The following is a 25,209-nucleotide window of genomic DNA, read 5'->3' as shown; positions in this document are numbered from 1 at the left end:
ATAATCCTTCTATAAAATAAATAGTTAGCTACACTCATATAATCGCGGGGATATGGCCTGCAAGTTTCTACCGAAGTACCGTAAATACTTTGACTATGAGTGAGGACGAATATAATTGCTTGTTTAGCATTCTTTTTTTGCGAAACTCCAAAAGCGCGTCTCTCACTTGTAACGAGTGGTGGCGGCTTTTGGAGTTTTTTTATTGCATAAGAGGGGGAACAAACATGAAAGTATTACAAGAAAAGATTTTGAACGAAGGAAAGGTTTTATCTGGTGACGTATTAAAGGTAGATGCTTTTTTAAATCATCAAATTGATCCAGTACTTATGCAAGAAATCGGAAAAGAATTTGCTAAACGTTTTAAAGAAGAGAACATTACAAAAATCGTGACGATTGAATCTTCAGGCATTGCACCAGCAGTTATGGCTGCATTAGAGCTTGGTGTAAAAGTAATTTTTGCACGAAAACGTAAATCGTTAACGTTACAAGATAATATGTACGTTGCAAACGTATATTCATTTACAAAACAAGAAACAAATGAAATTTCATTATCTCGAAATCATATCGATGAAAATGATCGTGTATTAATCATCGATGACTTTTTAGCAAACGGTCAGGCTGCTTTAGGTTTAATGAGTTTAGTAGAGCAAGCCGGAGCGAGTATTGCAGGAATTGGAATTGTTATTGAAAAAGCATTTCAAGATGGAGGAAAGAAGCTTCGTGAACAAGGCGTTCGTGTTGAATCACTAGCAGAAATTGCATCACTTGATAACGGCACAGTTACATTTGTACAGCAAGAAACTGCGGAGGTGAAATAAACGATGAAGCAGCATCCATTTAAAATTGCATCGCTCGGTATGCAGCATATGCTTGCAATGTATGCTGGAGCAATTATCGTTCCGCTTATTGTGGGCGGTGGACTTGGTTTGAATCAAAAAGAGTTAACATATTTAGTCTCAATTGATTTATTAATGTGCGGCGTTGCGACAATTTTACAAGCATTATCAAATCGCTTTTTCGGTATTGGGCTTCCAGTTGTGCTTGGTTGTACATTTACAGCCGTTGGACCGATGATTGCAATCGGGAAACAATACGGTGTGTCTTCAATTTATGGAGCAATTATTGCAGCTGGGTTATTCGTTGTTATTTTTGCGAAATTATTTGGAAAACTTGTAAAACTATTTCCACCTGTTGTAACAGGATCTGTCGTTACAGTAATTGGAGTTACACTTGTTCCAGCTGCTATTAATGATATGGCTGGCGGAGTAGGAAGCAAAGATTTCGGAAGTCTTGAAAACTTAGCGTTAGCATTTGGAGTGTTATTATTTATCATCATTATGTATCGTTTCTTTGATGGATTTATCCGTTCCATTTCTATTCTATTAGGTTTGTTGTTCGGTACTATCGTTGCAGCGTTTATGGGGAAAGTAAGTTTGCAAGCGGTTGGAGAGGCGGATTGGTTCCACGGTATTCAACCATTTTACTTCGGTACACCAACATTTGAATTAACACCAATTATTACGATGATTTTAGTTGCTTGCGTAGGGATTGTAGAAGCAACGGGTGTATACTTTGCATTATCTGATATTTGCAATAAAAAAATCGGTGAAAAAGAATTAACAAAAGGCTATCGCGCAGAAGGATTAGCGATGGTGTTAGGTGGTATTTTCAACGCGTTCCCATATACAACATATTCTCAAAACGTAGGGCTTGTTCAATTAACTGGAGTAAGAAATCGCGTTATTATTTATACTTGTGGTGGTATGTTAATCGTTCTTGGATTCATTCCAAAAATCGCAGCTATTACAACAATCATTCCGAAATCAGTACTGGGCGGTGCGATGTTAGCAATGTTCGGTATGGTAATGGCATATGGTATTAAAATGTTAAGTAGCGTTGATTTTGGTAAACAAGAAAATTTATTAATCGTTGCATGTTCTGTCGGAATTGGGCTTGGCGTAACAGTCGTTCCTACATTATTTTCACAACTTCCAGAAAGCATTCGTATTTTAACAGATAACGGAATTGTACTTGGAAGTGCGTCAGCAGTACTTTTAAATATCGTATTTAATATGGTGCCGCAGCGCAAAGTGAAAGTAGAAGAAGAGCCAGTATCTATGCAAAGTGCAGTAAGAGAAGCGTGAAAAAGCAAGGTCTCGTTATGAGACCTTGCTTTTCTTTTTAAGTGGCATCATTTTCCCGTACGTACCAAGACGCCAAATGTACTCAAGTGGCCCGTATTGGTAATGTGAAAGCCACCAGCGGCTAATAAAGATTTGTAACGTGTAGAAACTAATGCAGAATATTGGTCCAACCCATAATGGAGCAGGATAATAATTTTTAAGGAATAGACCAAATACAAGTAATGTAACAATTGTATGCGAGATGTAATTTGTTAATGCCATTCGTCCAACGTGTTGGAACGGACGTAATAACGTTTGCCATTTTTCTTTTTGTAATAAACGCATTAGTGTGAAAATGTAGAATATGAATAACGTTTTTCCGCTAAACATTGTAAAGACCTGCATATAAATTGGTTCATAAAATGGTTTTGATAAGAAGTAACGGACCATGAAGAACCACATTGGTAATGTAAAAAGGAACATAATAATTTGCCATTTTTTAAGCTTTGAATCTAACTCTTTCGCGCGGCGGAAAATATCCTTTTTCCCGGCGTATAAACCAAGTAAAAACAGCCCAACTGTTTCTGGAAGCATAAGTAAATTTAATCCAATTCCATCAGCGTAAAATGCATGGAAACGATTTTGTATTTGTGACAGCCAATCTTCTAATGGCATGATAGGTAAGGAAAAACCTAGCTCTTCCTTTGGTACCAATGCAACTGTAATACCAGCCATTAGCATAATGAATTGAAAAATACTCAATAAAACGATAGCCCATATTAAAATAGTACGAGGTTCTCTCTTATAAAATAAAAATAAGAAAAATCCAGCAATCGCATAAGTATGTAAAATGTCTCCGTCCCATAAAAGAACGTAATGTAAGAAACCAAATAATAATAAAATAAGTAAGCGGCGAACAAATAAAATTTTCGGATGATCTGTTTTTGCTTCAGCACGAGTCATAAAAATGTAAAAGCCTAGGCCAAATAAAAAAGAAAAGATAGTATAAAACTTTGTTTGAATAAACATATCGTAAAATAGACGGATATAGCTATCTAGCCCTTCATAAACTCCTGAAATATCACGTGAGTCAATCCCAGCGATAACAGGCCAGTTCACAAGAAAAATACCTAGTACAGCTATTCCCCTAATAATATCGATGGAGTGGATCCTCTCGCCTTGTGAAATATTTTGTGTCATTTTTTTCCTCCTTGTTAAGTAATTCCCTTTTATTATACAAAATGTAAGATGGAGGGGATAGGGGATATTTCCATTTTTTTAAACTGTTAAGTTATGTAGGATGAGATATAATAAGAGTGCACAACAAGTTTTAACCTTTTTCAAAACAGGCAGTAAAGCTCCTTCTTATAAGGAGCTTTCTTTATGAAAAGTGTTGATAATGATTCTCTTTAATGATAAAATATATTTAAAATTGATAATCATTATCAAAAAGGTTGGTGTGTAAGTATGGTATATGCATTAGTAGCAGGTACAGTCGCTGTATATGCAGTTATTGCGAAGTATGTTTTAAATGGAGTAGGAACAGCAAAATGAGTGATATGACATAAAATCCCTTTCATTTGTAAAAAGAATGAAAGGGATTTTTTATTTTTAATGAGAATATGCTGAAAATTTAGTATGATAGTAAAGTGAAACTGTAATCAATGGGTAGGTGTAACTCTCACTGGTTATGAGCTCGCAAATAGCGGGGAAAAGTATATACATCTTGGATAAAGGGGAACAAGGGGATGACAAACATAGTACAGACAAACGGTATGAAAAAACTTGTTTGTTTTTATGAAGAGTGGCAAAAACACGGCGATGCAGAGAATAGTTTAAAGTTGTTTGAGGTGATTCAAAAATATAAACAAGAACAGCTTATGATAGCGTTCTGTGGTCACTTCTCTGCAGGGAAATCAACGATGATGAATCATCTATATAAAGCGCAGTTGTTACCAACAAGTCCAATTCCGACAAGCGCTAACGTTGTCAAAATTGAAAAAGGAATGGATCGTGTTGTTGTAACGGTTAAATCTGGAGAACAGTACGAGTATGACGGTGCATATTCAGCTGAAGAATTAAAACAAATTTGTAAAGATGGTGATGAGGTAATTGGTGTTCACATTTATCGGAATGATGCGCCAATTCCTGAAGGTGTTATGTTAGTAGATACACCAGGGATTGACTCAACAGATGATGCCCATCAATTAGCGACAGAATCAACGCTACATCTAGCAGACGTAATTTTTTATATGATGGATTATAATCACGTCCAATCGGAAGTGAATTTGCAATTTGTTAAAGAATTGAAACAACGTAATAAAACGGTTTATCTCGTTGTCAATCAAATAGATAAACATAAAGAAAATGAATTGTCGTTTGAGAATTATAAAGATAGTGTAAAGCAATCGTTCTCTAACTGGGATATTGAAGTAGATGGAGTATATTATACGTCATTACGAATGATGAACCATCCACATAATGAAATTGGAAGCTTAGAAACGTTAATTACTTCTATTATGAAAGAAAAAGAGCAGTATGTAAGGACTGGAATGGAGCGAGAAACAGAATATTTAATGGGGGAACATTTCTCGTTTATTGTTTCTGAAAATGAAAAAGCTCTTTTGAAATATGAGGAAGAGTTAGCATCACCACTTTCTATTTCAGAGGTAGTTGAAAAGAAGGAAGAGTTAACGGAAGCGAAAAATCGTGAGGCAAGTAAAGAGTCTCATGTGAGAAATGAATTTATAAAAGGCCTACAAGCTATATTAGATAACGCGTATTTAATGCCATTTGAAATGAGAGAATTGGCAAATGCGTACTTAGAAACGAAATTAACAAAGTTTAAAGTCGGTTTGCTATTTGCGAAAGGAAAGACGGAGCAAGAAAAACAAAGGCGTGTAGAGGCGTTTTATTCTGCCCTTCAAAAGACTGTTGAAACGCAGCTTGATTTTCATGTGAAGGAATTTATTGTAGCCTTCTTAAAAGAAGAAGGATTGTTCACGGAGGAAATTGGGAAAGACATATATGGGTTAGAAATTGCTTTCGGACCAGAAATGTTGGCTGAGGTAATTAAACAAGGCGCAGGTTTCACAGGTGATTACTTACTTCTTTATACAGCGGATGTAGCGAATGAACTAAAGAAGCGTTATTTTATAAAAGCACAGCAAATTTTTGATAAAAGTGCGGTCGTTTTAAAGCAAAAGGTGAGGGAAGCAGTTGCTCGTATTGAAGAAGAGATTGAAACATATACGATGTTGCAAACGGCGAAAGAAACACAATTACAATACAATAACAATTTGGCGGCATATGAAGACTATTTACGAAATGTTTGGCACGATCATGTTGCTACGCCTGAAGGTTTGCAAATAGATGAGATATTGCAAAGGGAAAAGCAAATTGTTAGTGAGAAATTTACACTACAAGAGCAGAAAATCGTAAATGATAACGTAGCGATTCATGAAGAAGAGCTGAAAGGAACGGCGGCTTTAAATATTCAGCGGATATTAGAGAAAGTGAAAAAAGCTGAAACGATATTAGAGCCATTGCCAGCGCTGAAACATGTACAGCAAGAGGTAATAGAGAAAAGAAGACGTGTAGAAACAAAACAATTTACAGTAGCGTTATTCGGGGCATTTAGTGCTGGAAAATCATCATTTGCCAATGCCTTACTCGGTGAGAAAGTACTTCCTGTATCACCAAACCCGACGACGGCAACGATTAATCAAATTTTGCCGGTTACAGAGGAAAAACCACATGGAACAGTAATTGTTCAGTTTAAATCAAAGCAAGCGTTATTAGAAGATATGAAAGCTGTTTATAAGCTGTTTCATTATGAGATTGCTACGTTAGATGAAGCGTTAGCACAAATTGATAAAGTTATGAAATATCCTTCACCAACTGGGAAGCAAAAAACAACATTTAGCTTTTTACGAGCGGTACAAAAAGGGTATGATGCAGTTTCTACTTATTTAGGAGAACAAGTACAAGTTACATTAGAAGAGTTCTCTGATTATGTAGCGAATGAAGAGAAATCATGCTTCGTTGAGTATATGGAACTTTATTATGATTGTGCTTTAACAAGGCAGGGAGTAGCGCTTGTAGACACACCTGGAGCGGATTCTATCAATGCTCGCCATACGGATGTTGCATTTCAGTATATTAAAAACGCAGATGCTATTTTATTTGTAACATATTATAACCATGTATTCTCTCGTGCTGACCGTGAATTTTTAATTCAGCTTGGTCGTGTAAAGGATACTTTTGCCCTTGATAAAATGTTCTTCTTAATTAATGCTGCGGATTTAGCAGAGTCTGAAGAAGAACTTGAAATGGTAAAAGGTTATATCGCAGATCAGCTACTGCAATACGGTATTAGAAATCCGCGTTTATTTGCAATTTCAAGTTTATGTGCGCTTGAAGAGAAACAAGGAAAGAATGTTGAAAAAGAGAAGTATGGTATTTTACAAAACTCTGGGATTACTAAGTTTGAGGAATCATTTACGTCCTTTATGATGAGAGATTTAATGCTTGTTTCTGTGCATGCTCTATATGGTGCGTTGCAAGGGGCAGATCAGCTTTTAGTAAACATGATAAAGGGTGCAAAGCAGGGGAATGAAGAGAAAGAGAAGCAAACGAAAAAATATGAAGCAGAGCGTGATCAACTACTTCATATCATTTCTTCATATAGTGTACTTGCTGAAGAACAGGCGATGCAAAATGAAGTGAAAGAGTTGCTTTATTACGTGCAACAGCGTCTATTCCTCCGCTATAATGATGTGTTTACTGAATTTATTAATCCGGCATCACTTCGAACGGATGGAAATGTGAAAACACAATTGCAACAGTGTGTTATGGAATTAGTAGCATTTATTCAGCATGATTTATTACAAGAAATGCGTGCGACATCATTACGCCTTGAAAAATGGATAGACGAAGCGATGAAGCGTGCAAAGGATGAAATTGTAGTAAACTGTAAAGTAGAAAATGAATCAATTTCTATGAATGGAACAGTGGAGTATGAATACAAAGATATTACACATAAAGAACCGTTCCCTTCAGTTGAAATAAAAGATTTCAAAAAAGCACTGGCACATTTTAAAAATGAGAAAAGCTTTTTTGAAAAGAATGACAAGGCTTTTATGCAAGAAGACGCTAAATCTGTATTAGAACCGCTCGTATCAAACTATGTAGCTGATGAAAAACATTTATTTGTTCATCATTATAAGCAAGAGTGGGATATGAAGTGGAATTTATTCGAAAAAGTGATGCAGCAAGATGTGATGAACTATTATGAAAGTATATTGTTTGCATTGGCTGAAACGATCGATGTATCTCTATATGAACAAAGTAAAGAACAATTGCAAAAGCAGTTAGTAGAGATTGAAAAAGAAATTTATGTTATATAGTCGTTATGAGAAAAAGATTCGTTCAATTTTCTTTTGAAGTACAGTATCTAAAGATTTTACAAATCCAGCAAATTCATCGGTAGAAATCATATGAGTAAGAACGAGTCGTCTGCCATCTGGTGTTTCACCGCATAAGACGAATGAAGAAAATTCATATGTTTTGTTTTCAACTACTAATTTTGGATAGGAATACGTGTCGCTTTTCTTCTTCTTTCCATCAATAGAGATGACGTTGCATTTTTTCTCATTGTTGTCCATGGTGAATCCCTCCTTTCTATTATTTATGGTAGACAAGGAGGGTTTAGAACAATAGAGAAGGGGGAATTTTTTATGTCTGTTGTAATAGAACGTATTTCAAAAGAGGCTATACCGAAGGCTTTATTGTTACTTGCTGATCCAAGTGAACGGCAAATAGCTACGTATGTACAAAGAGGATTAACATACGTAGCTAAGCAGGGGGGGAGCGTTATCGGTGTATATGTTCTTTTGGAAACAAGGCCAAAGACGATGGAAATCATGAATATTGCGGTTGCAGAGCATTTGCAAGGAAAAGGGATTGGGAAGAAGCTATTAAGGCATGCTGTAGAAACTGCTAAAGGATATGGTATGTCAAAACTTGAAGTTGGTACAGGCAATTCTAGTGTTTCACAACTTGCTTTATATCAAAAATGTGGATTTCGTATTTTTTCTATTGATTTTGATTACTTTTCGAAGCATTATGAAGAAGAGATTATTGAAAATGGAATTGTATGTCGTGATATGATCCGGCTTGCAATGGAATTGAATAAAAACGTATAACTATTTAGGGGGAAGAGAAGATGGAAGTACATAAAGCAATTACAGCACATTCTCGTAAACAAAATGAAAGTGTAAAAGCATGTTTACAATTAGATGCACAGCGTGAAGCAGCTATTGAAGCTGCCGTATCTCTTGCGTCAAATGGGAAAGAATTTTCGGTTGATGTAATTAATGTTGTAACGAAGCAGATTAATGATCTTGCAAAAAATGGTGTTACCTTGCAGCGTAAATATGTTACAGAAGAAATGGTTATGGAGTATGTAAGTCGTTTGAAAGAGAAAGAAGGTCGTTAAAGATGATAGTTACAGTCGAATGGTTACGTGAGCATATAGAAGATGAGAATGTCCGTATAATCGATTGTCGTTTTGATTTAGCGAATCCTAATTGGGGTAGAGAAAAGTATGAAGAAGGACATATTCCTCATGCGTTATATTTTGATTTGAATTTAGATTTATCAAGTCCTATAGCAGAACATGGTGGCCGCCATCCTTTACCAAATATTGAGGAGTTTGCAGACAAGCTTTCGAAGGCTGGTATTGATGAACATACGACAGTAATTGCGTATGACAGTCAAGCCGGTGCAAATGCTGCTCGTTTATGGTGGTTATGTAACTATGTAGGACATGAGAAAGTATATATATTAGATGGTGGTTTCCAGGCTTGGAAAGAGAATGGACTACCGACAACAGCGGAAATTCCTGTTGCTATACGAAAAACATTCAAAGCTAATATACAAGATCATATGCTTGTAACGATGGAAACGGTCAGAGAGAATATCCGTGCAGGTGCGGATGTTACATTAATTGATTCAAGAGAGCCGAAACGTTATGCTGGTGTAGAGGAACTTGTCGATCATAAAGCAGGACATATTCCAACAGCAGTAAACCATTTTTGGAAGGATGGAATGTTGCAATCAGGACAATTTAAGAATAAAGCTGAGCAACAAGAACGATTCCAAAACCTGTCGAAAGATAAGGAAACCATTGTATATTGTGGTTCTGGTGTTACAGCGTGTCCAAACATCCTTGCATTAAAATTAGCTGGATTCCAAAATGTGAAATTGTATGCAGGTAGCTGGAGTGATTGGATTTCTTATCCAGAAAATCAAATTGCAAAAGAAGAAGATTAATCACTTGCATGCAAAAATAATTTGTATTAAAATAAGGTCACAAGCAAGAGATTGCTCGAAAAACTTTGTATTTTACACATTGGAAACAATGTGATAATATAACGACAAGTAAATAATACATCCTGCGGTGTGCGTAACTTATTTATGTCTAAAACCGATGTTAGTTATACGGAAGCTCAATATTTAGCGACCATCATCAAGCCTTCCTTGTGGAGGAAGATGTACGGTAACTGTGAGGGCATCCACCTGCGAGTAGCGGGTTTTTGGACATTTACGAGGAGCGGCACGTGCGGGGGTCTTATTTCAACTAACCTTATATAAAATTCCTACGGTGTACGTAGCTTATGCATGTCTTAAACCAATAAGTTTAATATGGAAGTTCAATATTTAAATGTAGCTAACATGCCATCTTTTTAAGAAGGAAGTTACAAACATTTGTGAGGGCATCCACCTGTGAGAGCAGGTTTATGGACATCTAGAGAGAACGGCATATGTGGGGCTATATAAAAACCTTACGTTTTATACGTAAGGTTTTTTTGTTGCATAGATATATTAATATTATCTTGATTCACCTGTGAAGTTTCCGTAATAAATGTAGCACTTTCTGTCTTCATCAATCTCTCTTGAATCCAAGGAGAATTCCATAGACATGCCGTCTCGCTGAATATATATAATATCTGAATGAAGAGATGGTAAAATTTCTTCGTAGTTCCATACATCTTGACTATCTACTAAGCTTGAACTCGTTTCACTTAGTTCTCTAATTTCAAAACCGATGTGGGAGTATGTAGGGTCTGAAGGGTCATTGGCGAAAACTTCTTTTTGAATATAAATAACTGCTGTTCCGTCTGGATCAACCGAAGTTGCAGTAACAACATAAGTATTTTTCTCTTTAATAAAATATTCACAAGTCATGCGTGCGATAATTTCAGAATTAGAAATATTGGCGTAGTTCCATAAAGCAGGATACCCTTTCGTTTCATCATTAAGTCGATATTCTAAGCGCATTTAATCCCTCTTCTTCCTTTTTCTTCTACTTTATCATGCCATCCTATATAATAGGAATAGAATTTAAAAAGGGGAGTGCGAAGGTGACAAAAACGAAATGGTTAGTAGGTGGTGTCGTAACGTCTTTAATGACTGGCACTTTATTTGGTTGCGCACAAGATCTTCCCCCAAAACCGAATGATAATAGTTGTTCTGATTGGGATTGGGATGATGAACTTGGGGTATGGCAGTGTGATGATAGTAGTTCAGGTTATCGTGGGCATTATTTCTATGGTGGGCGATACTATCAAAATAAGTCCACTTTTAAAAATTCATCGGCGTTTAAATCGTATCAATCGTCTGCTGAATTTAAAGGTGGAATTGGAAGCGGTTCAAAGGGAGGATTTGGGGGCTAAAATATGTCGCAATACATAAGGGATCGAAAAGAATTTTATTTAAAATATCCGAATTTTTGGTCGGATTTATATGAATGTGAGTATAGTTTGTTTCATGTTTTTTCTATAACAAATCAGACTTTGGACCAATTACACTTAGCGACTGAACGAATGGGGAAAATATTTTTTAAGACTGCTAGACTGCTGCGTAATTTAAGTGACGAACAGCTTCTAGATCTTGGCTTTCCATCCGCGAGTTTATCATTCATTAGAATGAAAGGGCTTTATCCTGAATCTGTAATTTCGCGATTTGATTTTGCTGTAACAGAGGATAACAAAATTAAAATGCTTGAGTTTAATAGTGATACACCAACTTTTATTGTGGAATGTTTTCAAATGAATGGAAAAGTTTGTGAAAATCTAGGCTATGATGATCCAAACTCAGATCAAGAACGATTGCTATCTTCTGGTGTTACGAAAGCTGTAATGGAAGCGACAAAGGAATTAGACAATCCAAATGTTGTTTTTACAGCACATCATGAACATATCGAGGATTGGAATACGACTATGTATTTGAGTCAGCTATGCCATGTTGAAAATAAAGTAGTGCCAATGTCAGAACTTAGAATTACAAAAGATGCTCTAGTTGATAAAGATGGGGCGAAGATTGATGTTTTATATCGCCAAACATATCCGATAGAAGATTTAATTGAGGATCAAGATCCTGAAACAGGAGATTTGGTAGGTGTGGAACTGCTGCAACTTGTAAAAGCCGGAAAGCTTTTTATAATAAATCCTTTGTCAGCATTTTTACTTCAGCCAAAATCGATTCAGTGTCTTATTTGGGGGTTAGCAGAAGAAGAGGTCTTTTATACAAACGAGGAACAACAGTGGATTAAAGAATATATGTTACCTACATATTTAGAACCAGATTTATTTTTAGGAAAAGGTTCTTTCGTTCAAAAACCTTCATTTGGTAGAGAAGGAGATACAATTACGATTCGCGATAAGGATGAAAATATTATGCTTCAAAATGCACATCAAACGTATAAAACTGCACTGCCGATATTTCAAAAGTATACAGAACTGCCAGTCGTATCCTTGGAAACAGAAAAGGGGATGGAGAAACTGTCCTATGTGTTTGGTTCTTTTTTAATTGCTGGAAAAGCGAGTAGTATCGGTATTCGCGCGGGAGAAAAGATTACAGGAAATGAATCGTACTATTTACCGGTAGGTATAAAAAGGAGGAGGAAAAATGATTAATTTTTTATTATATTTAGCAGTAACACTTGGACTTTTATGTATTGGTCTGTTCTTGATGGAAGTGACAACGAAAGTTAAGGAATTTAAGTTAATGGCTCAAGGGAATAAGGCGGTAAGCTATGTGCTTGGAGGGCGATTACTTGGGTTAGCTATCGTTTTATATTCGACAGCAGCTAATTCAATTTCACTTCTTGATATGATTTCGTGGGGAGCAGTTGGGATTTTGGCTCAAATTATCGTCTTTTATTTAGCTGAGTGGCTTACACCACGCTTTAATATAAACAAAAGTCTCGAAGAAGATAATCAAGCAGTCGGTCTTTTTCTTATGTTTTTATCGCTTTCAATTGGGATTGTAATCGCTGGTTGTATAACTTATTAAAAACTTTACGTTTAAACGTAAAGTTTTTTATTTTATCCCGCTATTTGCCGGGCAGCCCGATTGGTGAGGGCTAATAATCAGTGGCGGATGAACAAAACCCCCACTGATTAAAGTTTCACTTTATATACGTTAGTTTGCCATACCATTTGAAAAAATTGTAGGCTACGGTTGACATCTATTTTAAATAAGAGTAACATTTTCAATGTAATGAAAATAAGTCTCTGTTAGGTGAGGCTCCTGTATAGAGAAATGCTACTGCCCAAAAATGTCGAGAGACGCCAATGGGTCAACAGGAATGATCGAATTAAGGTTTTTCTTAACGTAGCTGGTAATGTACCTATGCTATACAGTGCTAAAACTCGGTGAGGGAGAGGTCCGTAGATTTCTAATTATATTAGAAATCGTTTATTTGTGTATGTAATGGCCGCTACTCTCTTAAGGGTAGGGGTCTTTTTTGTTACCAAGCTATGAGTAATTTCATATTATAAACTATAAAATTAAACGAGGAGGTGAGGAGCATGTCAAATTCTGACTCGGTTCCGTTACCCATATACTTCAAATCAAAAATATATGATGTAGGCAGGAAACGATTTGTTCCTCCCTCTATATTTATCACAATATAGCGTTTATAAAGCGCGAGACACTTTCACAGTAAAGTGGATAAATTGAGAAACAAAGCGTTTCTTCCTATGTTGTAAAGGAGGAGACGATAATATGTTATATGCAAACAAAACTGTGGGTAACACGTCATATAAACTAAGTAAAAAATCAATAAAAGAACAAACAATGCTCCAAAAAAATAAAGATTTATTAATTGAAATTGCAACAAGAGATGTAAAATCTGTATTTGCATATTTTAAAACAACAAGAGACGGACTATCAATGAAAGAGGCACAAAAACGTATTCAAGTATATGGCCGAAATGAACTAACTTCAAAAAGAGCACTTCTTGCAGAAGTAATGATGAAGCTAGGTGGCATGATTCCAGGTTTTTCAAAACAACGTGTGTGTGATGAATTACAACGTGAAACGATTACTGTATCTAGAGTAGAATGTTCTAGTAGTACAGGGCTAAATAGTGAACTGAAAATGATGGAGATACCTGTGCAAGAACTTGTACCTGGAGATATGATTTTTCTTTCGGCTGGAGATGCTGTGCCAGCTGATGTACGTATTATTTATGCAGATGATTTATTAGTGAATGAGTCTGTGTTAACGGGAAACGAAGCGAATATAGAGAAGTTTGAGAGCTGCTATCACCTTGAACGTAAACGGTTTATTCCATTAAAACGGATGAAAGATTATAATCCACTTGAGCTTGAAAATGTATGTTTTAAAGGTTCGCATATTGTTAGTGGAAATGCAAAAGCTATCGTTGTTTCTACTGGAAAAAATACGTATTCAGGCATCTTGCATACTTGTTGTAGTAGAACGTCTTAATGTGTTAATGATGCTAAATATACAAAAACAATGTATAATAGACAAAGTTGAGCAAAAACGTAGAATGGTAATCTATTTATATAACCTTACGTGATAACGTAAGGTTATTATTTTTTTAATAGGAGAGGAATTATGAAAAAAGTATTATTAGTTGATGGTATGGCACTATTATTTCGTGCTTTTTACGCAACAAGTGTCTACGGACAATTTATGAAACGACAAGATGGAACCCCTACGAACGGGATTCATGGTTATATGAAACATTTATTAACAGCTACGCAAGCGATCGAACCAACACATATCGTTACATGCTGGGATATGGGAAGTACGACATTTAGAACAGAATCGTTCTCGAATTATAAAGCAAATCGTGCAGCGCCACCAGAAGAATTAATTCCTCAATTTGATTTAGTGCAAGAAATGACTGCAAAATTATCCATTCCAGTTATCGGTATGAAAGGCTACGAAGCCGATGATTGTATCGGTACGCTTGCAAAACAATATTGCAATGAAGCTGAAGTTTATATTTTAACAGGTGATACGGATTTACTTCAACTTGTTGATAAGAGCGTTACAGTCATGCTTCTGCGTAAAGGAATTGGAAATTACGAATATTACACACCGGAGAAAATCATGGAAGAAAAAGGTGTAGAGCCGTGGCAAATCGTCCATGCAAAAGCTTTCATGGGAGATACAAGTGATAATTATCCAGGGGTAAAAGGTATCGGTGAAAAAACAGCGTATAAGCTTATTCAAGAGCACGGAACAGTATCCGCTGTACTAGAAAATGTAGAATCATTAACAAAAGCGCAGCGTACGAAGATTGAAAGTGATTTAGAGAACTTAAATATTTCGTTACAATTAGCCCAAATTCACTGTGAAGTTCCAATTTCATGTTCACTAGAAGAAGGATTACACACAATGGATGAAGAAAAACTTAGATTTGTTTGTGAAGAAATGAATTGGGGAAGACCTGAAATATTAATAAATATGCTATAAATAGTTTGGGAAGAGGGATGTTGCATAAGTCGAACTTTGACTTGGTGACACCTTTTTTTTGTTTTTGTAAACAGTATTATAATAAATAAAATTATGTCGAACTCAATTTTAAATATATAAATATTTCGACAAGATATAATGATAAAAGTTGATGAAAATAATAACTTTTATCATGAAGTGAATTAATTTCAACATAGTTTTAGATAATCATTTTTTCGTGTTCACAAAGTTGTCAGAAAATAAACGAGATTTTCATATGAAGTTCAAATAGAATTCACAACAATCAATTATTATAAGAACACACAGATAATTCTTTATCTTTTATATAAACCATCCCCCAAGGAGGACAATGAAAATGAGAAAAAAAGTGAGAAAATCTTTTAAACAATTATTAATTGAAAATAAACAATCACTATTAAATAATAAAGAAAATATGAAAGAAATTGAAGAGAGAATTGAGAAACGACATGTAGCATATAGTGGTGCCAGTAATTAAATAAAATAAAAAAGATAGCCTATGTAGGCTATCTTTTTTATTTTATATTGAAAAAACGCTATTCAGCTCTTTAATTTTGTAAATATGCAAGATATTTTTATAGCGTTTTTCTATCAATATTACTCATTTTTCGAGGTTGAAATTGGTATATACCAATTTTTGAGATTTTCTATTCAAAATATTACAAAAAATGTTACAATACACTCAAATTTATACTATAAAATCATTTTAATATGAAAAATTGGAATGAAAAGAAAGGAGAGGAATATGAATAAAGATGTCGCTTTGAAATGATTATTATCATTTCATTAGGAGTTGATGTAAAAAGATGAAAAGATACGAAGAATTGGACTCTATAAGAGGGATTTCTTCATTAGTAGTAATGATTGGTCATCATTTAATGATTTTTTCAGCATTTCAAAATTACAGTTATGAAGATAATAAACCATTTGTTGTGTATCTATTAAAAGAAACGCCTGCTCGTCTAATTTTTAGTAGTGGTAACGAATCAGTTATTATCTTTTTTGTTTTGAGCGGATTTGTTTTGTATGAATCTATTCAAAAAAACTATAGTAGCTATGGGTCATACCTTTTAAAACGTATATGCAGAATATATATTCCTTATATTGTGGCAATAATTATAGCTATTGTATGCCAGATTACAATTAGTGAATATGGTATTTCTTATTTAAGTGAATGGTTTAATCGCTCATGGACGATTGAAAGTTCTTCAAGCTTAATCGCACAACATATTTTATTGGTTGGGAAATATAATACAGATGCATATAACGGTGTGATTTGGTCACTTGTCCATGAAATGCGAATATCAATAATTTTCCCGTTAATTTTGATGATTTGCTTACGAAAAACGTTAAGGTGTTCATTACTATTATTGTTTAGTTTTAGTATATGTTCTGTCGTAATATTATTTTTGTTTCGCTCGGGCTTAACATTAACAAGCTATGCATTAACATTGCATTACACAGTACTGTTTTTACTAGGAGCACTAGTTGCGAAGTATAAAAATAATTTAATAGTTTTTTATAGTAATTGTACTAAAAACACGAAAATTGCATGGTTTTTATTTGCGATTTTACTTTTTATGTATGAAGGGCTTATAGGAGAAATTAAAGTGCTCAATAATTTTATATTTCGAGACTACGTAGTGGCGATAAGTGCATGTTTATTTGTCATATTAAGTTTGTCAATATCAACTTTGTCGTCCTTGCTACATAATAAATATTTGTTATATTTGGGGAAGATTTCTTACAGTCTTTATTTATACCATATTATATCGTTGTTTTCCCTTATATACATGCTCCATGAAATATTACCGTTGCCTATTATTTTAATTTTTTCACTTGTTTTTTCGTTTATACTTGCAATGCTTTCGTATGTATATGTAGAAAAATTTGCATTCGGAGTCGGAAAGTATGTAACAAAACAAGTGGATAGAAGAGAGAAAGGGTTATCTGTAAAGAGTGAATTGCAGGATGTTATTCAGAAAAGGGCGGTGAAATAATTGAAGCAAGAAATGAGTATAAAAGATTTTCAACAATTACTGAAAAGAAGATTCGTAACGATTATTTTAACGATGTGTTGTTTAACCGCTTCTTTAGTTCTTATCTCTATGTATGTTTTAAAGCCGTCATATCAATATTCAACGCAAATTCTTGTTGGGAATTTAGATGAGTTTAATAAGGAAAATTCAACAAATAAAACACAAGAAAATAAGCAACTAGTAACATCGTATGTTGATATTTTAAAAAGCCCATTAATTATTTCAACAGTCAAAAAAACTTTGAAATTAGAGCAATCAAGTTATGAATTAGCACAAAAAATCTCGGTTGTGAATACGGACAACTCACAAATTGTAACTGTTACAGTAAAAGATTCCAATCCGAAAATCGTGAAAGACATTGTAAAGACATTGGCAGAGCAATCACAAAAAAGCTTTCAACAGTACACAAATGTACAAGGGGTGAAAGTATTAACTGATCCTGAGTTACAGGAACAGGCTGAAAAATTGTTTCCGAAATTTCAACTGATCATTCCTATTTCTTTAATTGTTAGTTTTTTTGTTGGGATAGGTTTAGCTGTATTTCGAGATTATTTTGATGAACGTATATACACGGAACAGGATTTAGAGAAAATAACAACAGTCTCTGTTATTGGTCACATAAATATGGAACCAAATAGAAAAAAGAAACCTACAGAGGTTGATAAAAAATCATCTATATATCGAGGTGAACATGTCGATGTTTAGGACAAAGAAACAGCTGCCATTCGATCTGCATGATGATCTGATGAAAGAGCAGTTTTATACGGTGTATCACGAGTTGAAAAAATCTGGAAAACAACTGTTCACAGTTAGTTCAACGAAGGACAGAGGTGTTGTTGCCTCGCTTATAGTAAATATGGGTCTAGTGTTTGCTGAAATGAAGAAAAAGGTGTTACTTATTGATGTGAATTTTTCTGACCCAAAATTACATGTATTATTACAAAGTGATCACATGATAACAGTAAACGATATAATAAGCTCTTCCCCCTGTAATTATGAATCTTTTTCTAGTAATTTGTCTAAATACTTAGATTGTATTCCTGCAAAAAAAACAGTACACACAGGGACGCCCTTAGTTGCTATGGATGAATTTGATAATGCAATTGCTAAGTGGAAAGAAGATTTTGATTACATTTTCTTTTATTCTTCTGAAGTATTTGATCTTCCTGCTACGCACATTATTGCCGGGAAATGCGATGGAGTAGTCTTAGCAGTTAAAAAGCGAAAAGATTCACTACGTACAGTGCAAAAAGTAATAGCGAATATAAATAGAAAAGAATGTGAATTAATAGGGATAATTTTATATTCTTGAATGTGGGGGTAACGATCCATGATTCGTGAAACAAATCAAGCCAAGTTGTATACGATTCCAGCTCAAGAAAAGCCTAGCATATTGAATCGAAGTGTAAAACGCTTGTTTGATATTATATTTTCAATCATATTGTTACTATTAACGATACCAATTATGTTGTTCTTTTGTATTATGATTACTTTAGAAACATCAGGGGCTCCAATTTACTTTCAAGAACGTTTAGGTATAAACGGGAAGAAGTTTAATGTATTTAAATTAAGATCGATGGTAAAGGATGCTGAAATAAATGGCCCACAATGGGCAAACGAACATGATCCAAGAATTACAAAAGTTGGATTGTTTATAAGGAAAACGAGAATTGATGAATTACCGCAACTTTTAAATATTTTAAGAGGAGATATGTCTTTTGTAGGTCCTAGACCAGAGAGAGAGTTTTTTTATAATGAATTTGATGCGTATATTCCAGAATTTAAGGAACGTTTAATGGTAAAACCAGGATTAACCGGATGGGCACAAATAAATGGAGGGTATAATCTTGATCCAAAGGAAAAGTTGAGGCTGGATATGGAGTATATTGAAATGAAAACGATTCGGATGGACATCCGTATTTTATGTAAAACCGTTTTAATTGTATTGAACGGTAACGGTGCAAGATAAATATAAAGGTAAACAAACAACATATGTAAGTAGGTTACTTGCAAAGGAGAACTTGTATGGGTAGATCTATTCTAAACAATATTATCCATCTATTTTATAGTACGATTTTAGCTAACCTTCTTCAGGCCGTCAGTTTAATTGTTTTAGCAAACTTTTTTAACGCACAACATTATGGGATGTTTAGTGTTGCCATAGCAGTGACGTTTGTTATGTTATTTTTTACAGACTTAGGACTTAGTAATACGTTTCTTCGAGAAGGGGCAAAGGATGGAGCAGATTTAGAGAAGATTTTATCATCGTATATAAAAATAAGGATGATTCTACTTATTCTTATTTCTATAATCGGTTATATTGTTATTCATTATATGTATGCGGATAAAAATTTAATTTATATGATGATAAACGTAATGTTTTTCATGTTAATAGGATTAACTTGGCAAAACATAGGAATTGCCTATTTTCAACTGACGGAACGTATGAAGTATATAGCGCTCATAAAAGTTGTATCAGCATCAGTTGTCATTATAATTACATGTTTTTGTATTTTCGGAGAGTTACCGGTGTATGTAACGGCTCGCTTATATGCTTTTGGGTATATGATCGGCGGTTTATTCAGTATATATATCATGAGAAGAAAGACGAAAATGAATATGAAAGTCGTAATTCATAAAGCGTTATTTTGGCAATTAACTCCCTTTATTATAAGCGGTTTTTTAATAATGAGTACGCCACAATTAGCGCCTATCTTGCTTAACTATACATTGCCATTAAGTATGGTAGGTGTTTTTGCAGTGGCGTACCGGATGCCGGCAGCTTTATATCAAGTACCAGGGGTAATTGCAGGTGCATTTTTTCCAGTGCTTTTTAAGCATTATAACCAGAATAATATAGAAGAGCATACGAAATTAAATTTGCTTCAAATTAAATCAATGGCGATTGTAGGAATATGTATGACAATCGGTTTATATCATTTAGCACCATACTTTATTTCTATATTTTTTCATGAAGAATGGAGCGATGCAGTAGAACCACTCCAAATATTATCATTTCTTATTGTGCTACAAAGTTTAAATATTGCCATTGCTGACGGTTTAACGACGAGTGGATGTCAAAATAAGAGGACTGTTGTGCAGTGTGTAGCATTGGTGATAGGTGGGGTTATGCTTTATAGCTTTAGTAGTCTTGGTGGAGTGATAGGAGCGGCATACGCTATGGTTTTATTTGAAATCGTCGCTTTAGTGGGATACATAGCGGTAAGTGTAGTGAAGAAAAAAATTGTATTCCAAATTGTAATACCGTATACAATTTATTTTGGTGTAACCTTTATTGGAGTGCAATATATATTGCATACATATCATTTAATTGCGCTTGTTCTTAATATATTAATCGTAGTAGCTGCCATATTCCTATATGATTATGAGCTGAAAAAACTTCTTCTTTCTTTTATAAGAAAAATACGCAAAAAGGATTATATTACGAAACAGGGGATATAGCCTATGGAAAATAATATGAAAGTATCGATGGGATGGATTATTCTTCTAATATTATTTGTTATGTTAAGTAAATACAATTTATATATTGGATTTTCATTGAAGATATATATGATTTTTTTAGTCATATATTTTTGTTTAACAATTAAAAACTTTCATATTCAAAAGTTATATTTTCATGAAGTTGTATTTTTACTGTTTTATTTCATTTATTGTTTAAGTGGAATTCTTTCTATGTATTTAAATGCTAGTATTCGTATGATTTTTGGCGTGCTACTCGTTTTAGGATGCTATTTTATAATGAGGAATTTATTGGGGAATACTGAAATAGTGGTACTTGAATCATCTATTGCTTATGTAGGAGTAGTATTTAATGTTGTAAGTCTAATACTATATATAATTGGTTTACAATACTTTAGTTTATACGGTGGAGAAGAGAGAGAAATTTTTGCTGGGTTATTAGTGGATAGAGGATATCCACGATTAATTGGATTGCTAGATGATCCTAACATTTTTATTTTTTATAATACAATATTTTTTATGTACTATATGACGAATTTACAAAATATTACTAACATCTTAGGATTGATTTTATGTGTTACGACAAGTCTATTAACCTTTTCAAGGGGCGGTATATTAGCGCTTGTACTTGTCGTTTTTGTATATATATGTATGTCTAGTTTCGCCAAAAAAATAAAAATAATTATGAGTTTAGTATTGTTTAGTGTAGTTATTTTTAGTTTATCGAATAGTGTAATGGGGGGCCAATTAGATGATATATTAAATAAACGAATTTCTGATTTTTCCCATGATAATGGAAGTGGTAGATTTACATTATGGGAAGCTGCTTTTAAATATTATTTATCCAATCCATATATTGGAATCGGTGCTTTTAACTTTTCGAATTATTATGAGTATCAATTTAATGAAAAATTATATGTACACAATACATTTTTAGAAATTTTGTCTGAATCGGGTACAATTGGTTTTCTTCTATATAGCGCGTTTTTATTCATATTAATGTTCAAGCTAGCGCAGCATACTTTGTTTCGTGAAAAACCATATCTTCTATTGACTATGATTGCATTTTTATTTCAGATGATGTCATTGTCACTCATTATTAACGAAGCGTTCTTTTTATTTTTAGCAGTTGTTGTGAAGTATATTTCAATATATGAAGGAAGGGGAAAGATAGATGGTAAAATGTCTATCAGCACATAACGAGCCGCCTTATGTTTCTGTAATAACACCTTCTTATAATAGTATACGATTTATAGGTGAGACAATTTCATCTGTACAGAATCAATCGTATGAAAACTGGGAAATGATTATCGTTGATGACTGTTCAACCGACCAATCTGCCGCAAAAATTAAAGAGATAATAGAAGGAGACTCACGAATTAGGTTATTATCATTAAAAGAAAATGTTGGTGCTGCTAAAGCTCGGAATTTAGCGATTCGAGAGGCGAGAGGAAGGTACATTGCCTTTTTAGATAGTGATGATATATGGTTGCCGCATAAATTGAAGACACAATTGTTATTTATGGAAGAAATGAATATTGCTTTTTCATATGCGTCGTATAGTTTAATTGATGAAAATGGTAATGAATTAAATCGCGAAGTGAGTGTACCAAAATCTGTTGACTATCATTATTTAGTGGGAAATACAATTATCGGGTGTTTAACGGTGATGATTGATCGTGAAAAAATTCCGTATGTCGAAATGCCTAGTGTACAGCCGGAAGATACAGCGTTATGGCTGAACTTATTACATGAAGGGCATGAAGCAAAAGGGATACAGCAAGTATTAGCGAAGTATCGAATTGTAGCAAATTCTGTTTCGAGAAATAAAGTTAGAGCAGCTTTTCGGTATTGGAAATTATTAAGAGACCAAAAAAGTCTTAATGCAGTGCAAAGCTTTTACTATTTTAGTAAGTATGCTTATCATGCTTATAAAAAAAATAAAATCAATGTAGTTGGGAAGACGCAATTATGAATATACTGTTGATGACTGATAAATTGATAACTGGCGGAGCCGAAAATTATTTCTGTAAATTAGAAAATAATTTGCATTATGAGGATTTTAAGATTTATACAGCTGCAGGTGATGGAGAACTATATGAATCCCTTACTAGAAAAGAAAATTTTATCTTACTTAGTCGATGGAATCATTTGAGAAATATTTATTATTTACGAAACGAAATTTGTAAACGAAAGATAGAACTTATTCATGCAAATAGTTTGCGAATGGTATTATATGCTTTTCTACTTCAAAAGTTTATTAAAAAAAAGATGAAAATTGTTTATACGAAACACAATGTAACGATATTAGAAAAGAAAATGCCAACGCTTTTTCGGTATTTCATGAATAAATATGTGAACAATATTATTACAGTAAGTGAGTTTGAAAAGAACAATTTAATTTCAATTCATGTAGCAGAAGAAAAAATAAATACAATTTATAACGGTGTTGATATTGAAAAGTTTTTATTCCAGCAGAAAAAGAAAGAATCTACATATAAAATAGGGATATTAGCTAGATTATCCAAAGAGAAAAACCATCAACTATTTGTCAAAATTGCAAATGTATTGAAAAAGAGAAATGATTTTATGTTTTATATTGCTGGTGATGGACCAGAGAAAGAATCGATTATGAAAGAAATAGAAAAATATGGATTGCAGCAAAGGGTGAAGATGATAGGGAATATTTCAGAGCCGCATGAGTTTATAGGGAATATGGATGCCTTACTTTTATTATCTTTTCGTGAAGTGTTTCCAATGGTAGTAATTGAAGCGATGGCTACAGGGACACCAATTGTTTCAATAGATGTTGGCGGAATAAATGAAGCGGTAATAGATGGAGAGTCAGGCGTTTTGATATCTGAATATTGCGAATCTGAATTCGCAAGTGCACTTGAAGAACTACAAGGGAATGAAGAAAGGGTAAATGATATTAGATTGAAAGCACGAGAGAAAGCAGTGAGGTATTTCTCGTTAACTAAAATGATAGAAGAAACGAAAAATATATATGAGTTAAACAAATGACCGAGTAGGTCGTTTGTTTTTTTTATTATAGAAACTTTTAAGAGAGAACTCACATATTATATGAAAAAAGGTAATATGAGGAGTGAATTTATTTTGTCAGAATATATTTCTTCCCAAGAAGATTGTGCGCCAGAAAGTAGCGTTCACATTGATTGTTTTGGCGCAGTTCCAAACTCGGTAAATGATAGCTCATTAGCAATTCAACAAGCTATTGATTATTGTGTAGCTAACCGAATTTCGACAGTAAAAATTACAGGAGTAAATACGTACAAAATTGTAAAGCCGATTGTTATTAAATCAAACGTAAGATTAGAGTTAGATCCTACCGTAACGCTGCAAATTGATGGAGATTTTAATGCATTTGAGCTACAAAGTAACGCTTCGATAGTTGGTGGTACTATTCAAGTTATAAATCCATTGTTTCAATCTGCTGTTATTTATGTTTCTGGTTCACAACAAATCGAAGTACCTAATCAATCTGTTATATCAAATATAAATATAATAAATACAACTCCATCGTATAAAGGAAAAGCTATACATTTTTATTGTCAAAAGGCATGGGATTATATTAGTTTCTTTCAAGTTAAATTTATTCAAATTAAAAACTTTCAAACTGCAATATATTTGAAAACAGAGTATATAGATGATATTAATACACCTTGTTGGATTAACGCCAATGTATTTCAATCTATATTTATTGATGGATGTGTGTATGGGATTGAAGTAGATGGAAATAGTGATTTGCCAAATGAAAGTTCAGGAAATACGTTTCATGATATTCAAGTGCAATGTAGACAACAAACGAACAAAGTAATTCGTTGTTCAGGTGCGTATAATACATTTGATTGTATGATCTGGGATACGTACCGGATGAGTAGTGAACAAATTGTCATTGAATTTTCTTCCAATTCTCATCGTAACTACCTTTTTTCAAATCTGCTTTCGACAACTATTGTAGATAAAGGACAATACAATGTTTGTAAGTCTACTTATGAAGAATCTCTACGAATTCAGTTACCTTTGACGTTAAATAGACCTCATTTAATAGGAAATCAAGATGATATTTTAGTAAATGCTCAGCAGAAATATAACGTTAAGCAAGTAAGTGGAAAAGTGCCGTACGGGGGAAATCTCACAAATTGCTTTAATTTAATAGATGAACAAAGTGTAAACTATATTGACGTTCCAGATAGTAATCCAGTTGTAATTGAACTGGATTTTACGAAAAAACCAATACAAATGTTAAATTGTTTTGGAATGTATTTTGGGTGGGGAGAGAGTCCAAAGAAAATTAAAATTGAATATGCATTAAGTGCAACTGGAAGTTGGGTTATCGCGTTGGATGTTCCATTAAATGTTGGCGATACAATTATATCGAATATGAAGGCGAGTCAGTTATATAAAGTTAGAATTACATTAAGTGGTTATTCTCAAGACCATAAGCGTTTTCGAATTAATCGTATCTTTGCAAGATCTTCTATGGAAAATGGGAGTGCTTGGTTAGCGACAACTGGAGGAAGAATGTTTGGAGATATTGAAATAGAGGCAAGTAAAGGTATAATCATGAAGACTGCTAGTGGAGTGAAATGGAAAGTTACTATTAATGAAGCTGGCCAACTTATTACGACTAAAATAACTTGAGATGGTGTTTAATCGTATATCATTGGACGAGTTACAACGTAGTGGAATATAGGTAATGAAAAAGAGATTGTAATTTGGTTTCAACC

Annotated in this window: 24 protein-coding genes, 2 other RNA genes and 2 riboswitches; of the genes, 23 read left to right on the top strand and 3 right to left on the bottom strand. The window is 33.8% G+C overall.

The genetic code is table 11. From position 1 onward, the window contains the following. Positions 1–14: 14 nt before the first annotated feature. A riboswitch (purine riboswitch) is annotated at positions 15–116 on the top strand. A 108-nt stretch (positions 117–224) separates the two neighbouring features. Both ACK1U5_RS10685 and pbuX read left to right on the top strand, forming a co-directional pair. Continuing rightward, positions 225–818, top strand: coding sequence for a xanthine phosphoribosyltransferase (locus tag ACK1U5_RS10685; RefSeq protein WP_000866483.1), 594 nt, complete (start codon positions 225–227; stop codon positions 816–818). Between the two features lie 3 nt (positions 819–821). Next, entirely contained in the window at positions 822–2,144 is a 1,323-nt protein-coding gene (pbuX, locus tag ACK1U5_RS10680) for a xanthine permease PbuX (RefSeq protein WP_000809223.1), read from the top strand. Between the two features lie 15 nt (positions 2,145–2,159). Here the strand turns inward: pbuX and ACK1U5_RS10675 are convergent, their stop codons facing one another. Next, entirely contained in the window at positions 2,160–3,323 is a 1,164-nt protein-coding gene (locus ACK1U5_RS10675; RefSeq protein ID WP_000193089.1) for a DUF418 domain-containing protein, read from the bottom strand. Positions 3,324–3,871: 548 nt separating this feature from the next. Between ACK1U5_RS10675 and ACK1U5_RS10670 the strand changes: the two genes are divergently transcribed. Next, positions 3,872–7,531: a dynamin family protein gene (locus tag ACK1U5_RS10670; RefSeq protein ID WP_000182132.1), complete on the top strand. Its 3,660-nt coding sequence runs from the start codon at positions 3,872–3,874 to the stop codon at positions 7,529–7,531. A 3-nt stretch (positions 7,532–7,534) separates the two neighbouring features. Here ACK1U5_RS10670 and ACK1U5_RS10665 read toward each other — a convergent pair whose 3' ends face one another. Continuing rightward, a complete protein-coding gene (locus ACK1U5_RS10665) occupies positions 7,535–7,789 on the bottom strand; it encodes a DUF3931 domain-containing protein (RefSeq protein ID WP_000369740.1) in 255 nt (84 codons plus the stop codon). 72 nt (positions 7,790–7,861) lie between these two features. Between ACK1U5_RS10665 and ACK1U5_RS10660 the strand changes: the two genes are divergently transcribed. The 5 genes from ACK1U5_RS10660 (at position 7,862) to ssrS (ACK1U5_RS10640) (ending at position 9,962) form a co-directional block, all read left to right on the top strand. Beyond that, entirely contained in the window at positions 7,862–8,329 is a 468-nt protein-coding gene (locus ACK1U5_RS10660; protein WP_061139482.1) for a GNAT family N-acetyltransferase, read from the top strand. Positions 8,330–8,349: 20 nt separating this feature from the next. Continuing rightward, positions 8,350–8,622 (top strand): YpbS family protein, encoded by a 273-nt coding sequence (locus tag ACK1U5_RS10655; protein WP_000451818.1) that lies wholly within the window; start codon positions 8,350–8,352, stop codon positions 8,620–8,622. Between the two features lie 2 nt (positions 8,623–8,624). Beyond that, entirely contained in the window at positions 8,625–9,458 is an 834-nt protein-coding gene (locus tag ACK1U5_RS10650; RefSeq protein WP_000637564.1) for a sulfurtransferase, read from the top strand. Between the two features lie 116 nt (positions 9,459–9,574). Beyond that, positions 9,575–9,757, top strand: a non-coding RNA gene (ssrS, locus tag ACK1U5_RS10645) — 6S RNA. Between the two features lie 21 nt (positions 9,758–9,778). Next, a non-coding RNA gene (ssrS, locus tag ACK1U5_RS10640) (6S RNA) lies at positions 9,779–9,962 on the top strand. A gap of 54 nt (positions 9,963–10,016) precedes the next feature. On the opposite strand, the gene ACK1U5_RS10635 is transcribed toward ssrS (ACK1U5_RS10640), so the two are convergent. Further along, a complete protein-coding gene (locus ACK1U5_RS10635) occupies positions 10,017–10,466 on the bottom strand; it encodes a hypothetical protein (protein WP_001235522.1) in 450 nt (149 codons plus the stop codon). A gap of 83 nt (positions 10,467–10,549) precedes the next feature. Between ACK1U5_RS10635 and ACK1U5_RS10630 the strand changes: the two genes are divergently transcribed. The 15 genes from ACK1U5_RS10630 to ACK1U5_RS10560 all read left to right on the top strand — a co-directional run bounded on the left by ACK1U5_RS10630 (position 10,550) and on the right by ACK1U5_RS10560 (position 25,123). Beyond that, entirely contained in the window at positions 10,550–10,861 is a 312-nt protein-coding gene (locus tag ACK1U5_RS10630; protein ID WP_000169030.1) for a hypothetical protein, read from the top strand. Between the two features lie 3 nt (positions 10,862–10,864). Continuing rightward, complete coding sequence (locus tag ACK1U5_RS10625) at positions 10,865–12,103, top strand: glutathionylspermidine synthase family protein (RefSeq protein WP_000084935.1); 1,239 nt, start codon at positions 10,865–10,867, stop codon at positions 12,101–12,103. Next, complete coding sequence (locus ACK1U5_RS10620) at positions 12,096–12,482, top strand: DUF350 domain-containing protein (protein ID WP_000606857.1); 387 nt, start codon at positions 12,096–12,098, stop codon at positions 12,480–12,482. Before ACK1U5_RS10625 ends, ACK1U5_RS10620 begins: the two co-directional genes overlap by 8 nt. Before the next feature lie 213 nt (positions 12,483–12,695). Next, a riboswitch (M-box (ykoK) riboswitch) is annotated at positions 12,696–12,861 on the top strand. Positions 12,862–13,196: 335 nt separating this feature from the next. Further along, complete coding sequence (locus tag ACK1U5_RS10615) at positions 13,197–13,922, top strand: P-type ATPase (protein WP_000964949.1); 726 nt, start codon at positions 13,197–13,199, stop codon at positions 13,920–13,922. Positions 13,923–14,054: 132 nt separating this feature from the next. Next, on the top strand, positions 14,055–14,921 hold the full coding sequence (locus ACK1U5_RS10610) for a 5'-3' exonuclease (RefSeq protein ID WP_000757075.1): 867 nt from the start codon (positions 14,055–14,057) through the stop codon (positions 14,919–14,921). Positions 14,922–15,276: 355 nt separating this feature from the next. Next, positions 15,277–15,417 (top strand): FbpB family small basic protein, encoded by a 141-nt coding sequence (locus ACK1U5_RS10605; RefSeq protein ID WP_001228048.1) that lies wholly within the window; start codon positions 15,277–15,279, stop codon positions 15,415–15,417. Positions 15,418–15,745: 328 nt separating this feature from the next. Continuing rightward, a complete protein-coding gene (locus ACK1U5_RS10600) occupies positions 15,746–16,939 on the top strand; it encodes an acyltransferase family protein (RefSeq protein WP_000833054.1) in 1,194 nt (397 codons plus the stop codon). Continuing rightward, entirely contained in the window at positions 16,940–17,683 is a 744-nt protein-coding gene (locus ACK1U5_RS10595) for a YveK family protein (protein WP_000807055.1), read from the top strand. After that, positions 17,670–18,290: a CpsD/CapB family tyrosine-protein kinase gene (locus ACK1U5_RS10590; protein WP_069605157.1), complete on the top strand. Its 621-nt coding sequence runs from the start codon at positions 17,670–17,672 to the stop codon at positions 18,288–18,290. The genes ACK1U5_RS10595 and ACK1U5_RS10590 overlap by 14 nt, the downstream gene beginning before the upstream one ends. An 18-nt stretch (positions 18,291–18,308) precedes the next feature. Beyond that, positions 18,309–18,947, top strand: a complete 639-nt coding sequence (locus ACK1U5_RS10585) for a sugar transferase (protein ID WP_069605156.1) — start codon at positions 18,309–18,311, stop codon at positions 18,945–18,947. Positions 18,948–19,003: 56 nt separating this feature from the next. Then, positions 19,004–20,440, top strand: coding sequence for an oligosaccharide flippase family protein (locus tag ACK1U5_RS10580; RefSeq protein ID WP_069605155.1), 1,437 nt, complete (start codon positions 19,004–19,006; stop codon positions 20,438–20,440). A 3-nt stretch (positions 20,441–20,443) separates the two neighbouring features. Then, the gene (locus ACK1U5_RS10575; RefSeq protein ID WP_000429880.1) at positions 20,444–21,658 is read left to right on the top strand and encodes an O-antigen ligase family protein; all 1,215 of its coding nucleotides are present in this window, start codon (positions 20,444–20,446) and stop codon (positions 21,656–21,658) included. After that, positions 21,633–22,433, top strand: coding sequence for a glycosyltransferase family 2 protein (locus ACK1U5_RS10570; protein WP_069605154.1), 801 nt, complete (start codon positions 21,633–21,635; stop codon positions 22,431–22,433). Before ACK1U5_RS10575 ends, ACK1U5_RS10570 begins: the two co-directional genes overlap by 26 nt. Further along, positions 22,430–23,482, top strand: a complete 1,053-nt coding sequence (locus tag ACK1U5_RS10565; RefSeq protein WP_069605153.1) for a glycosyltransferase family 4 protein — start codon at positions 22,430–22,432, stop codon at positions 23,480–23,482. Before ACK1U5_RS10570 ends, ACK1U5_RS10565 begins: the two co-directional genes overlap by 4 nt. Before the next feature lie 93 nt (positions 23,483–23,575). Then, positions 23,576–25,123, top strand: a complete 1,548-nt coding sequence (locus tag ACK1U5_RS10560) for a hypothetical protein (RefSeq protein WP_000006064.1) — start codon at positions 23,576–23,578, stop codon at positions 25,121–25,123. Positions 25,124–25,209: the final 86 nt, after the last annotated feature.

It is taken from the genome of Bacillus sp. XB1, assembly GCF_053557995.1.
This window is presented reverse-complemented; position numbering and strand designations above follow the sequence as displayed.